The organism is Nocardia sp. NPDC055050, from assembly GCF_053608345.1.
Genome location: NZ_JBSGVG010000037.1, coordinates 1 through 13441, shown reverse-complemented (window position 1 = coordinate 13441; position 13441 = coordinate 1). Strand labels below are relative to the sequence as shown.

Annotated in this window: 10 protein-coding genes; 4 read left to right on the top strand and 6 right to left on the bottom strand. The window is 68.5% G+C overall.

Annotated elements, in window-relative coordinates; all coding sequences use genetic code 11:
• Positions 1 to 72: 72 nt before the first annotated feature.
• Positions 73 to 2664: a DNA polymerase III subunit gamma and tau gene (locus ACWGCN_RS28540; protein ID WP_452459957.1), complete on the bottom strand. Its 2592-nt coding sequence runs from the start codon at positions 2662 to 2664 to the stop codon at positions 73 to 75.
• A gap of 445 nt (positions 2665 to 3109) precedes the next feature.
• On the opposite strand from ACWGCN_RS28540, the gene ACWGCN_RS28535 reads away from it, so the two are divergent.
• Together ACWGCN_RS28535 and ACWGCN_RS28530 are read left to right on the top strand one after the other, a co-directional pair.
• A complete protein-coding gene (locus ACWGCN_RS28535) occupies positions 3110 to 3934 on the top strand; it encodes a hypothetical protein (RefSeq protein ID WP_452452998.1) in 825 nt (274 codons plus the stop codon).
• A gap of 66 nt (positions 3935 to 4000) precedes the next feature.
• Positions 4001 to 5278, top strand: a complete 1278-nt coding sequence (locus tag ACWGCN_RS28530) for an ammonium transporter (RefSeq protein ID WP_378994414.1) — start codon at positions 4001 to 4003, stop codon at positions 5276 to 5278.
• Here the strand turns inward: ACWGCN_RS28530 and ACWGCN_RS28525 are convergent.
• A complete protein-coding gene (locus ACWGCN_RS28525; protein ID WP_378994416.1) occupies positions 5275 to 6324 on the bottom strand; it encodes a neutral zinc metallopeptidase in 1050 nt (349 codons plus the stop codon). The two genes, ACWGCN_RS28530 and ACWGCN_RS28525, sit on opposite strands and share 4 nt — an antisense overlap.
• A gap of 225 nt (positions 6325 to 6549) precedes the next feature.
• Complete coding sequence (locus ACWGCN_RS28520; protein ID WP_378994418.1) at positions 6550 to 7461, bottom strand: neutral zinc metallopeptidase; 912 nt, start codon at positions 7459 to 7461, stop codon at positions 6550 to 6552.
• Positions 7462 to 7739: 278 nt separating this feature from the next.
• Between ACWGCN_RS28520 and ACWGCN_RS28515 the strand changes: the two genes are divergently transcribed.
• Positions 7740 to 9362, top strand: coding sequence for a DUF2207 family protein (locus tag ACWGCN_RS28515; RefSeq protein WP_452459958.1), 1623 nt, complete (start codon positions 7740 to 7742; stop codon positions 9360 to 9362).
• Positions 9363 to 9423: 61 nt separating this feature from the next.
• Here ACWGCN_RS28515 and ACWGCN_RS28510 read toward each other — a convergent pair whose 3' ends face one another.
• The 3 genes from ACWGCN_RS28510 to ACWGCN_RS28500 all read right to left on the bottom strand — a co-directional run bounded on the left by ACWGCN_RS28510 (position 9424) and on the right by ACWGCN_RS28500 (position 12458).
• Positions 9424 to 10704, bottom strand: a complete 1281-nt coding sequence (locus tag ACWGCN_RS28510; protein ID WP_378994422.1) for an ROK family transcriptional regulator — start codon at positions 10702 to 10704, stop codon at positions 9424 to 9426.
• Positions 10705 to 11069: 365 nt separating this feature from the next.
• Positions 11070 to 11774, bottom strand: a complete 705-nt coding sequence (locus ACWGCN_RS28505; RefSeq protein ID WP_378638579.1) for a hypothetical protein — start codon at positions 11772 to 11774, stop codon at positions 11070 to 11072.
• A 105-nt stretch (positions 11775 to 11879) separates the two neighbouring features.
• On the bottom strand, positions 11880 to 12458 hold the full coding sequence (locus tag ACWGCN_RS28500; protein WP_378994424.1) for an HhH-GPD-type base excision DNA repair protein: 579 nt from the start codon (positions 12456 to 12458) through the stop codon (positions 11880 to 11882).
• Between the two features lie 76 nt (positions 12459 to 12534).
• Here ACWGCN_RS28500 and ACWGCN_RS28495 point away from each other — a divergent pair, with 76 nt between their 5' ends.
• Positions 12535 to 13341, top strand: a complete 807-nt coding sequence (locus ACWGCN_RS28495; RefSeq protein ID WP_452460491.1) for a methyltransferase domain-containing protein — start codon at positions 12535 to 12537, stop codon at positions 13339 to 13341.
• Positions 13342 to 13441 lie beyond the last annotated feature (100 nt).

The window sequence follows — 13441 nt, the reverse complement described above, 5'->3', positions numbered from 1 at the left end:
AAACCGGCCACCCGTTCATACTACCGTGGTGTGCGAACTCCGGTTAACTTAACGCGGTACGGACGGTGGCTGTCAACCATCCAGACTCTTTGCTCCGAACTGTTCACGTAGCAACGCCAGCGCGACCTCGTCCGGGTCTTGACGGTCACCGGGAGCCACCGGCACCGCGGCGGCGGCCAGCATCTCCCGTTCTTCCTCCGGGGTCGGCGGGGCGAGAACGGCGGCGCTGCGCGCGGAATCGCCACCGGACCGGGACTCGGACCCCTCGTCCGGGCCGGGGTCGTCGGGGAGGTCAGGGAAATCCGGCGGCGGAATGTCGTCGTCGGACGGCCGGTTCGCCCGGTTCGGCGACTGGTTGCCCGCCGCCTGGCTCGGCCGCGAGAACTTGGGGCGTCCCGCGGGCTTACCCTCCGGATTTCCCGGCCCCCGCGCGGGCCCGGCCTTGGCGGCGGGCGCGGGTCGCGGCGCGGGCGCACCGGTCTCCCAGCGCACATCCAGTTCACGCCCGAGCACGGCCCGCACCGCCGAACGCACTGCTTCGATATTGCGCAGATCGGACAACCGCTGCGCCAACGGCGCGGCCGGATGCGCGAAAACGATCACCTCGCCCTCGACCCGCGACACCGCCGCCCCCGACAACAGCGCCTGCAAGGTAGCCCCGAACTCCCGCACCCTGCCCTTGATCTCCGGCCACGCGGCATCGACGATCCCGACCAGATCCTCGGTGGGTGCCGCGCCGACCGGCGGCTCCACCTGTGCAGAAGCAGTCTCGACCCGCGACGGCGCTTCGGCTTCACCCAGTTCGGGTTCCGGCTGAACCGGCGAATCCACCTGCGGTGCTACCGCTTCCGGAATCGAGTCGATGTCGGCTGCGCGCGAGCCGCTGCCGGTCAGACGGGTCGCCTCGACCTCGGGAGAATCTGCCGCGAGCCGCTGGGAAGCGACTCTTTCCGACGAGATGTCAACGGCACTGTGCCCGGAATCGATGGGCGGCGCGGAGGGCTCGAGTTGCGCGGGCGGTGCCGTCGGCGCTGCCTGCTCGGGTGATGCGGTCGGTGCCGACTGTGCCGTCGGCGCTGCCTGCTCGGGCGGTGCGGTCGGCGCTTGCGGTGCAGCCGGTGTGGCCGATGCTTGCGGTGCGGTCGGCGCACTGGGCGCAGACACTGTCGGGGACACACTCGGTGCGGACGTCACAGGGGCTTGCGGTGCAGCCGGCGTGGCCGCTGCGTGCGGTGCGGTCGGCGAACCGGGTGCAGACACTCTCGGGGACACACCCGGTGCGGACGTCACGGGTGCCGGCGGTGTGGCCGGGGCCGCGGTCTTCTGTTCCGCGACAGCAGGGCTCGCGGCGCCGGATGCCGACGATCCGCTGGTCGCCGCTTCCTTCTCGGCGCGCGCGGCGGCGAGGAGTTCCGCACCGCGGCGGCCACGGGAGGCCGGGACGGCCGGGCGTTCGGCGGGTGACTCACCCGCCGCAGGCCCCGGGCGGGCGGGCGCGGGGGCCGATCCGCTCGCGAATCCGCGTTCCAGCCGTTCCAGCCGTTGCAGGGTGGCCGACTCGGCGTCGGACACCGACGGCAGGAGCATGCGGGCGCAGATCACTTCGAGGAGCAGGCGCGGGGCGGTGGCGCCGCGCATTTCACCGAGGCCCTCGTGCAGGAGTTCGGCGTAGCGGGTGAGGGTGGCGGGGCCCAGACGTTCGGCCTGGTCACGCATTCTTTCCAGGACGTCGCCTGGACCGGAGACCAGGCCGCGGTCGGCGGCATCGGGGACCGCGCGCAGCAGGATCAGGTCGCGCAGCCGTTCGAGCAGGTCGACGGCGAACCGGCGCGGGTCGTGGCCCGCTTCCATCACCGAATCGACCGTGTTGAACAGGGCCGCACCATCATCGGCGGCCAGCGCGTCGATGGCGTCGTCGATCAGCGCCACATCGGTGACGCCGAGCAGCGAGACCGCGCGCGGGTAGGTGACACCGTCCGGCCCGGCGCCGGCCAGCAGCTGGTCGAGCACGCTCAGGCTGTCGCGCGGCGAACCACCACCGGCCCGGATGACCAGCGGGTACACCGCCTCCTCCACCGGTACGTGCTCCTGCTCGCAGATCTTGCCGAGCAGTCCGCGCATGGTGGCGGGCGGCAGGAGCCGGAACGGATAGTGGTGCGTGCGTGAGCGAATCGTCGGCAGCACCTTGTCCGGCTCGGTGGTGGCGAAGATGAAGATCAGGTGGGCGGGCGGTTCCTCGACGATCTTGAGCAGCGCGTTGAAACCGGCCGTGGTGACCATGTGCGCCTCGTCGACGATGAACACGCGGTAGCGCGACTCGGCGGGCGCGTAGAAGGCGCGATCGCGCAGCTCGCGGGTGTCGTCGACACCACCGTGACTGGCCGCGTCGAGTTCGATCACGTCGAGATTGCCCGAGCCGCCCGGCCCGAGCGCCACACACGACGAGCACGTGCCACACGGGGTCGACGTCGGCCCGTCCACGCAGTTCAGCGACCGCGCGAGGATGCGCGCGGACGACGTCTTACCGCAACCACGCGGCCCGGAGAACAGATACGCGTGACTGATCCGTCCGGTATCCAGCGCTGTACTCAGCGGGTCGGTGACGTGCTCCTGACCCACTACTTCTGCGAATGTCGCCGGTCGATACTTCCGGTACAGAGCCACGACCCACAGGCTACCGAGAGTGTCCGACAGGGTTTATCGGCGGCTGGCACTGTACCCGCGCGCGGTAACGAAGCCTTGATAATGATGTGATCTAAATCACATTGAATTTCGCGGTATGGAGCGTAGGTGCAAAGCGTGCCGCTAGGCGCAACAGCTGAGCTATCGACTGCCGAGTACGTGGCGAATCCGCCATCGAACAGTCTGTTGATACTGGTTGCCACGGCAATCCAAACCAATTCCCCGATTGACGGCCCCTTACCGGATGTAACGAAACAATGAACGGTCGTGACAGCGGCGCAAGTGCCTGGCTACCGTGGATCTCGGCAACTTCGGTGGCCAAACCTTCATCAGGTTGGTGACCCCGGCCGGTCCCTCATCCCGACCGGGGCACAACCTTCGCGCACCGATCGCTCCCCCACCGCACCGACCGGAGGAACGTTTCACCGTGCTGTCGTGTGATGACATCGCAACCGCCTGGCTCGCCCACACCGACTTCGCCGGCGACAACGCCGCAGTCGGGCTACTGAGCCGGGCGATCAGCCCACAAGACTTCGACATCAAACGCGACTCGTTACCCGTCGCTGCCGCAGCCGACCCGGCGACCGCCGACGCCATCCTGCAACTGCTCGAACGCGGGCAGGTGCCGACGATGGCGGCCATTCGCACGCTCACCGCGCAGAACGAGATGCGCCGCGAGGCCGAGCGGATCGAGCGGCTCGGCCGTCGCGCCCAGCGCAGCATCGACGAGTTCGGGCGCGTGCTGGCCCGCCTCGCCGCGGCGCACTGGACCGACCACGATATCGGCCCCACCAGGCGCGATATCCTCGCCGATGCCGAGGTCTGCACGCTCATCGCCGAACGGGTGGGTGAGATCGCGCCGTCGGCGGTCAAGCATCTGTGGCTGATCGAACGAGCGCAGCGCGCGGGCTGGATCGCCTCGAACGCGAGCCCCGGTTCACTGTGCCCGGCGCGGCGCTGGCACACCACCAAATACGGCAACCGGGTCTCGCAGAAGCCGGTCAACATGATCGGCAAGCTGGTCGCGGGCTTCGTCGTGGAACACACCACCGACCGGGGCAAGCCGCCGAGCTGGGCGGTGCTCGCCCGCGACGCGCGCGACGATCGCGGCCGCCGCCTGTTCTTCGACGTGGCCGACGCGCATGCCCAGCGCCGCTGGCTCACCACTGCCGAGTGGCTCGCCGACGGCGATGACCTGCCCGTTCCCGGCAAGCGCGGCGTGCGGGCGCTGGCCAAGGAAAACCGGGGCTAGCGCCGCCATCCGTGGTGAGTGTTCGGTAACTTTCTCGCAACGCATCCACGCGTGAAAGGAGTTACCGTGCCCGCAACGATCGACCCGGCGGCCACTGCTTGGCTACTCGCGGCCACCGCCATGGTGCTGTTGATGACGCCCGCACTGGCCGTGTTCTACGGCGGGATGGTGCGCTCGACCGGCGTGCTGAACATGCTGATGATGAGCTTCATCGCGATCCCGCTGGTCACCGTGGTCTGGCTGGTCGCCGGCTACAGCCTCGCGTTCGGCGACGACGCGGGTGGTGGTCTGATCGGCGATCTCGAGCATCTCGGGCTGGCCGGGATCAATCCCGACTCCGTCCGCGGCACCATTCCGGAGCTGCTGTTCGTCACCTTCCAGCTGACGTTCGCGATCCTGACCGCCGCCCTGGTCTCCGGCGCCATCGCCGACCGTGCCAAGTTCGCGGGCTGGATGGTGTTCGTTCCGCTGTGGACGCTGGCGGTGTACGCGCCGATCGCGCACTGGGTGTGGGGACCGGACGGCTGGCTGCTGAACTTCGGCGCGCTCGACTACGCGGGCGGGCTGGTGGTCGAGATCGCCTCCGGCGCTTCCGCCCTCGCCTTGGCGCTGGTCCTCGGACCGCGCATCGGTTTCAACATCGATGCGATGCGTCCGCACAACCTGCCGTTCGTGCTGCTCGGCGCCGGTCTGCTGTGGTTCGGCTGGTTCGGTTTCAACGCGGGCTCCGCGCTGGGCGCCACCGGCACCGCGGCGGCTGTCTTCCTGAACACCCTGGTCGCGGGCAGTCTCGGCATGCTCGGCTGGCTCATCGTCGAACAGATCCGCGACGGCAGGCCCACCACGTTCGGTGCGGCTTCGGGCGCGGTGGCCGGTCTGGTCGCGATCACCCCGTCCTGCGGCGTGGTGAACACCCTCGGCGCGGTGCTGGTCGGCTTGGCCGCCGGCGTGGTGTGTTCGTTCGCGGTCGGCTGGAAACACAAAGCGGGCTATGACGATTCGCTCGACGTGGTCGGCGTGCACTTCGTAGGCGGCATCGTGGGCACGGTCCTGATCGGCCTGCTGGCCACCCAGGTGATGACCGGCGGCGTGAACGGGCTGCTCTACGGCGGCGGCCTCGCCCAGCTCGGCAAGCAGCTCGTCGCGGTCCTGGTGGTCGCGGCCTACGCCTTCGCGGTCTCGTGGGTGCTCGGCAAGGGCATCGACAAGATCATCGGCTTCCGGGTGAGCAAGGAAGACGAAACAGCGGGCATCGACTTCGCCCTCCACGCCGAAACCGCCTACGCCGAAGGGGTGCACGGCTCCTCGCCCCGCCGCTTCGGCGAGGGCCACTACGGCAACTAACTGACCTCGTCGGCTGGTGCCAACCAGGTGTTGCATTCGAAATTGCGGTTCTTCGAGTAGCCCTGGTTGTACCAGTTGCCGTTGTGGTCCGGGGTGCCGTGATCGCGGTGGCGGCCGTCGCCGTCACCGCGGTTGTAGTTGTGCTTCACCGCGGCGTAGCCCTCCTGCGAGGTCCACGAACCGCCTGCTTCCGACGAACCGATGTACATGCCGCCGAAACAGCTGGCCTGCAGCTCCATTCGACGCGAGGTCTCCAGCCCGCCCGCCGACATCGTGCCCTGCTCGCGACGCTGGTTCGACGAGGCCTGCATCAGGCCGGTGAGCCCCTGGATGTGGTGACCGTATTCGTGGGCGTAGACCGACAGCGCCTCCATCGGCGGATACGGGGTGTTGTGCAGCACCAACCCCTCCGTCGACATGTAGATGGTGCTCGAGGCACTGCAGTAGAACGCGTCGCTGGTTGAACCACCACACGGCGACGACAGCTGCGACGGCTGTTCCGCGACAACCAGACCCGGGCTCTGGAACGGCAGATTCGCGGCGGTCAGATTCGATCGCCACATCTGATCGAGGCACACCTGAGCCGCCGCGAAGAACGCCTTGGCCACCGCCGCGGCGGTCGACCAGCGCGGCAGATCGCAGTCCATGTTCGTCAGGCCCGCGTCGTCGTTGCTGAACAGCGGATGCTGACCGAGGGCGATAACAGGTTGCGGCCCCGCCGGTTTGGTCGTTGTCGGCGCCGTGGTGCGCGCGGTGGTCGTAGCGCGCGCTGTCGTCGGATTCGTGGTCGGCACCGGCGAATTCGAGCTGTAGGTGAAACTCGGCGGCGTCGTCTTGGCGACCGAGCCCGGCGAGCTCTGATCGGACAGGGCCACCGCGGCGACCAGCAACCCGATGACCCCGAACACGGTCAACACCGTCAACACCGCACCGACCGCACCCGAACCACCCCGACGCGGCGGCGGATACCCCTGCGGCGCATAGCCGTAAGGCGGCGGCAACGGTCTGCCGTAAGGCGGCATCGCCGGGTGTCCGTAAGGCGGCATCTGTCCCCCATACGGCGGCATCTGCCCGCCATACGGTGGCGGCAGGGGCCTACCGTACGGCGGCTGCGGAGGAGGCGGGGGATACATGAAATCACCTGACAACTGGTCACGCGCGGATATGGGTAACTCACCGGGAACGGGCTGACTCACCCCGCGCCCCGCCGTCGGCCGCTCACGCTACCGGTGTGGCGCCCGAGCCCGGCAGGCGCGGAGAGGCGGGGTGCCTCAGTTCACTTCGCTCGCAGCGACGGTGAAGGTGTTGCACTGGGCCGTGAGGTTGCGGTCCAGGCCGGTTTCGAACCACTGGCCACCGTGCTCGGCGGTGCCGTGGTCGCGCATGTCGCCGGGGCCGTCACCGCGGCCGTAGGAATCCTTGGTGGCGACCGTGACCTGCGAGGAGGTCAGCGAACCACCGCCCTTCGAGGAGGCGATGAACATGCCGTCGAAGCAGTTGGCCTGCAACTCGACTCGGCGCGAGAGCTCCAGACCCTTGGCCGAGCGGGCGCCCGCGTCGACGCGCTCGCTGTTGGCCTTGCGCAGGATGCCCGACTGGGCCTGCACGTGGTGGCCGTACTCGTGCGCGAACACCGAGAGGTACACCACCCAGTTGTCGCGGAACTGCTCGGTCTGCAGCTGGCTGATCGGCATGTAGATGGTCTTGTTCGCCGGGCAGTAGAAGGCGGCGAAGTTGCTCGTCGACCCGGTGCACGGGGTGGTGATGCCGTCGGTGGTCGCGGTGACGCTGAGCGTCGGCGACTCGAAGGGCAGATTGTTCTCCGCCAGCAGCGGTTTCCATGCCGACTCGAGGCACTTGGCGGCCGACTCGAAGAAGGCGCGCGCCTTGTCCACCTGCGTGCCCCACGGCGCGTAATTGCACGATGCCGGGACCAGGGTGCCGTCGGAGTCGGTGAGCAGCGGGTTGTCGCCGGTCGCGGCGGGCGCGGTCCCCGGCTGCGGGGTATAGGTAGTGGTCGGTTTCGGACCGATCGCGCCGATCCCGAGGTCGACGCCGGTATTGACGGCGTACTTCACCAGCCCGCCGACCAGCAGGAAGATGACGACCAGGATTGCCGAGGTGAAGCCACCGCCCCGCTTACGCGGCGGCGGAGTCGGCCTGCCCGGCGGCCCGTAGGGCATCGGCGGCGGGCGGTAACCCGGCGGCGGACCATACGCCGGACGCTGCCCATAACCCTGTGGATAGCCCTGCGGCTGTGGATAACCCGGCTGCCCATATCCCGGTTGTGGCCGGTATCCCGGGGGCGGACCATAGCCGGGGGGTGGTGGAACCGGTCGTCCACCTGGGCCGTTCGGCCCATAACCGTACGGTGGTTGAGTCACTCCCCCGTACCCCCCTCGTCTCATGAGTCGTCGACAGCCGCTGACGCAGAATAGCAAGCTGTCTAGAGTAAGCACCCATGCTGACTTTTCGGGGGGGCGCCGCTGGCGCGCTGCTGCTCGCTGCGGCGGGTTTGCTCGTGGCCGCGCCGGTAGCCCATACGGAGCCCTCCACCTCCGGTGTTTCGATCACCGCCGACCTCACGCTCACCGAAACCGGTGTGCTCGAAGTCATCGAAACTGTCGCGGTACCCGCCGACGGAAATTTCACGATGTCGCTGCCGTTGCGCCTCAAGGTCGGTGACGACGTGGAACGGGTCTTCAAGGTCACCGATGTGACCGCGAGCGGTACGGGCACCGCCACCACTGTCAACGACCAGTTCGTCGTCGAGGCGAAGCCGGGCGAATCGAAGTTCACGTATACGGTGCACAACACCGTCTCCGACATGCCGGGCACGCAGGTGTTCCACTGGCTGGGCGTGCTCAACGCCGATATCGCCGTGCTCGACGTCTCGGTGATCAGCCCGAGCTTCCAAATGGGCATCGTCGACTGCAAACTCGGCTCCGCGGGCAATGCCAAGCCGTGCGCCGATGTCCACACCGAACCCGACGGCGTGCTGTATCTGCACCAGACCGACCTGCGCAAGGGCGATGCCATCGACCTCACCTTGCAGATGCCGCCCGGCACCGTGCCCGCGAATGCCGATGTGCGCGGCGGCGGTACGGGCCCGTTCGCCTTCACCACCCCCGTGCTCGCGGCCTTCGGCGCCTTCCTGCTCGCGCTGGCGGGCATGATCGCCTACGTACTGCTGGCGCGGAAGCGGGCTGCCGCCGCGGTGGCGGGTAGCGATACCTTCGATCCGCTGATCCAGCAGGCAGGCCGCGTCGAGTTCACCTCCCCCGACGGCGTGCTCCCCGGCGAGGCCGGCCTGATCATCGACGAACACGCCGATCCGGTCGACATCGCCGCCACCGTCGTCGATCTCGCCGTCCGGCGCTACCTGTGGATCACCCCCGTGAACGCGCGGGGCGAAGACGATTGGCGCATCAGCCGCGTCAACGCCCCCGACGACCAGCTGCGCGAATACGAGCGCACCGTCTACGACATGCTGCTGCCCGAAGGCACCGACACCGTCGCCGTCCGCGAACTGCGCGCCCCCGGCCGCCTGCAACTGGACCCGATCCGCGCCGCCATGCGCAACGACGCCGTCGCCACCGGCGCCTTCGCCGACCCGAAACAGCGCGCGCTCCCCGGCTGGATCGGCGCCGCCCTGATCGCCCTCGGCCTGATCATCACGGTCACCCTCGCCCTGACCGCGGGACACGCCCTGGTCGGCGTCGCCATCGCCCTGGCAGGCGGAGCGGCGATGCTGCTCCCCAACTACCTCCCCACCCGAACCCCACTCGGCGACACCGTCGCAGGCCGAATCCGCGCGATGCACCGTGGTCTCGACACCGTCGTACGCGACCGGATCCCGCCCATCGACCAGGAGACGATCTTCTCCCGCGCCCTCCCCTACACGGTGATCAGCGGCCGAGCGGACAACTGGATCCGCACCTTCCGCGACATGAACCCCGCAGCCGACTCCCAACCCGGCCTCTACTGGTTCGCCGGCTACGACCGAGACCCCAACCTCCACCGCTTCGCCGCCCAGTTCCCGTTCTTCATCACCGCACTGGAAGGCGCCTTCAACCCGCGCTGAGCGACCCGGCATACGAAAAGGCCCTGCCACTCATGAAGAGTCGCAGGGCCTTTCTCGGCTCTCACACCCGGCGGATGGCCGCCAACGGGTCCGCGTACAGCGCGCTCAGCGAAGTAACCACCGCCGCGAACTCCTGGACCTTCCCCCCGAATCCACTGATCCGGATATCGGTGGCCGCCAACTGCGTGCTCTGCGAAAACGAGCGAGCCACATGCCCCAGCGCGGGCCGGTACCCCGTGAACGCCTGACCGCCCAGCACAACTCGATCCGGGTTGAGCATGTCGCGAACCAGCGCGACAGTCTGTCCGAGCATCGTCGCCCGCTCGGCGAGCAGTTCCCGCGCCGATTCGGACCCGGACTCGGCCGCCCGATACAGATCATTGATCGTGGTCCCGGCAGTCCCGTTGTGCGCCGGGATGATTCCACGGCCGACAGCCCGCGCCTGCAGGGCCCGATCACCGACGGTCACTTCCAAGCATCCACGCCGGCCGCACGTGCACTGCACATCGGAGCCCGTCGGCAGATGCGCGATCGACCCAGGCCCGTTGCTCGGGGTGTGTACCCGGCCGTCGAGGGTGACGGCGATGCCCGCGGTCTCACGGACGTAGAAGTAGAGGCTGCTGCCGTGCTGAGCAGCGGGAAGTTCGGTATCGGGCTCGGGCCTGCGCGCGTCGAAGGTGGGCAGCAGCAGCTCCGAGGCAGCCATCGCCTCGACGTGCGGCGCGACGGAAACCGGCAGCTCGAGCACATCGCCGAGCACCTGCCCGATCGGCGCACCCTTCCATTCCAGCTTCGGATGGTCGACCACACCGCTCTGCGGATCCACCCGCCCACCGATGGCCACACCCGCCCACAGCGGCGTCCGCCGATGCCACCGCTGCAGGAACGCCTTGGCGCTGCGCGCGACGGTGGTGACCGCGAATTCCTGCCCGGTCTGCGGTGTGGCGATGGCGAGCCCGCCGAGAATGCGGCCACGCAGATCAGCGGCGACGATCTTCGTCGCCTCGGCGCCGATATGAATGCCCAGCGTCAGGTAGGCGTCGTGATCGATCTCGAAGGGCACCCGCGGCCTGCCGACCGCGCCCGCGGCGGTCAGATCGGGCCGCTCACGCAGCAGTCCGGCCGAAAGCAGCGACGCCACTTGCCGATTGACGGTGGCGATACTCAAACCCGTTGCTCGCGCGGCGTTGTCGCGCGAGACCGGACCGGAGGCCGCGGTACGCAGCACCGCTGCGGCGGGGTTGTCACTACGCCGCAGCTCCGGCGGCACAACGGGGCGGGAAACACGAGGGCGACCGGCGCCCGTCCGGGAGACGGGGCGATCGATGATGGGAGCAGACATATGAAGTTCCTTGCCAAAAATCCCGTTATCCCAACGGGATTGCCTACACGTGGGGCGTGGCAGCTCGCGAACCTGAAGGGCTCAGCTGCAGAAGCAGGAACGACACAGTTCGCGCGTCAACGGCAACCGCAAGCCCAGAGCGGCGGTCACGTACGTGACCCGCTGGGCGGGGAGATGGTTGCTGGACATAACAATCAAGTTAACACCTAATCCCGACCCATCCAAGCCAAACCGGCGAATTGTGCGCTGAGGCACATCATCGCCGCAGGTCAGCGGGGGCACACGACAGGCGCAATGGGTACAAACGGGGGAAACCCTCTGCGGGAACCGAGTTCCCGCAGAGGGTTTCGACGATCCGGTCGGACTTACTTGGCCGGCGCGTTGAAGGGCGCGGAGATCGTGGAGAAGTACTGGATCGCAGCACCGATCGCCACCGGGGCGGTGATGAAGATCTGACCCAGGATGACGCCGAGGGCGCCGATCGTGGTGGCGCCGACGACGCAGCCGCCGATGCCGCCGGGGAGGGCGCCGAAGATCGCGCCGAGCACGCCACCGGCGACCAGGCCGCCCGCCGCACCCGCGACGCAACCGAGCGCGGCGCCGCCGAGGCCACCGACCAGGGTGCCGATCGCGGCACCCAGCGAGATGGTGGAGGTCAGACGGCTCCAGGCGGCCTGCTCACGCTCGTACTCGGTCTTCCACGGCGCCTTGTCCTCGTAGGGCAGCGCGACCGGCTTGTAGACAGCCTTGGCCGGATCCAGCTGCGGGGTCAGGGTCGCGGTGTTGCCCGAGATCTCGGCCGCGATCGGCAGCTCGAACTCGTCGAGGCGGAAACTCAGGGGGGTGCCCGCGAGGGTGGCGCCGTTGGGGGCCTTGATCTTGAAGACACCGTCCTCTTCGACCAGCGAGCCGGCATCGGTGGTGATGACGGCCTTCGAATCGTCGACGACCTCGGCGGTGTAGTTGATCGGGGCGGCTTCCTCGGCCGGCGCGGCGTTCACGGTGCCTGCCGTGATGCCCGTAGCCACGGTCAGGAGCGCCGCGACAACGGCGAACTTCCTCATCTTCATAAAACTGCCAATCCCTCATCTGTTGTGGAGCTGTTCGAGATGCAAGCTTCGAGCAGATCCACCCTCGTGACGAGGGAAAAAAGCAGCTAGATCTTAACTAGGAATTCATTTCGAGGCTTTGGCCGCCGCCTTGGCCTGCTTCTTGAATTCTCGTACTTCCGACAATGTTTCGGCATCGACGACGTCGGCGACCGAGCGTCGCGACCCGTCGTCGCCATAGGATCCGGCCGCTTTTCGCCAGCCGTCGGGCTGCACGCCCCGCTGTTTTCCGAGCAATGCGAGGAAGATCTTCGCCTTCTGCGCCCCGAACCCCGGCAGGTCCTGCAACCGGCGCAGCACCTCCGCGCCGTCGGGATCGCCCGCGGTCCAGATCTGCGCAGGTAGGCCGTCATAGTGCTCGATCACATACTGGGCGAGCGCTTGGGCCCGCCGCGCCATCGACCGCCCATAACGGTGAATCGCCGGCGGGGTGGCCGCGAGTTCCTCGAATTCGGCCGGATCCGCTTCGGCGATGCGGCGCAGATCGAATCCGCCCATGCGCTCGGCGAGTTTGCGCGGCCCACGAAACGCGTGCTCCATCGGATACTGCTGGTCGAGCAGCATTCCCAGCAGCAACGCGAAATCGTCGGTGCTGAGCAGTTCGTCGGCCTCGGATTCCTGCGCGAGGCACAGCGTGCGAGTCATACATTCATCGTGACACATTTCACCAGTAGCCTCTGAGTCCATGCTCACGAGGACTGCTCCCACTCTGGCGGTGCGAATGACCGACTACACCCCACGCCCGGCCCGCTTCGACCGAGCGGCCCGGGATCAGCTGATCGACGCCCATGATCTGGAAGTCACCCAACCCGGTATGCGCGCGCTCGGCGCCTGGAGTCACACCGCGCTGGCGCTGCGGCCCGGCGAGAGCGCGCTCGACATCGGGTCGGGCACCGGATCGGAGGTGTTCACCTTCGCCGAGGAAGTCGGGCCCCACGGCACCGCGATCGGCGTCGAGCCGGATCCGCATCTGCTCGCCTCGGCGCAGCGCCGCGCGATCGAGTCCGGGTCGAGCGCGAGCTTCGTCTCCGGCGATGCCTACGGCTTACCGTTCGGCACCGATACCTTCGACGCGGTGCTGTGCGAACGGGTGTTCCAGCACCTCACCGCACCCGCGCGGGCGGCGGCCGAGATCGCCAGGGTGCTGCGGCCCGGTGGGCGCGCGGTGGTGGTGGACTGCGACTGGGCGACCGCGATCGTGCATCCCGGCAGCCCCCGGGTGGTGAGCGCGGTGATCGACACGCTGATCTCCTCGACCACCAATCCGCTCTCGGGCCGACGCCTCCCGGGGCTGCTCAGCGGCACCGGCCTGGTGGTCGAGGAGATCGGCTCACACGCACTGGTGCAGGACCGAACGGTCGGCGCGGGAGCGCTGGTGCGCCGCATCGCGGACCTGGCCGCCCTGCGCGGGGCGATCACCGCGAGCGATCGCGATCAACTCCTCGCCGACCTGCAGGCAGGCGCGGACCGCGGCGACATCCATATCTCGGTCACCCTGTTCGGCACGCTGGTGACCAAACCGCACTGAGCGTTGGGGGGGGCGCGGGGCGCCCCCCACCCCCGCGGGGGAAGAGGCACGTCTGCCGGGGCGCGCGGCCCCCCCCCGGGGGGCGGGGCGGCCAAGCCCT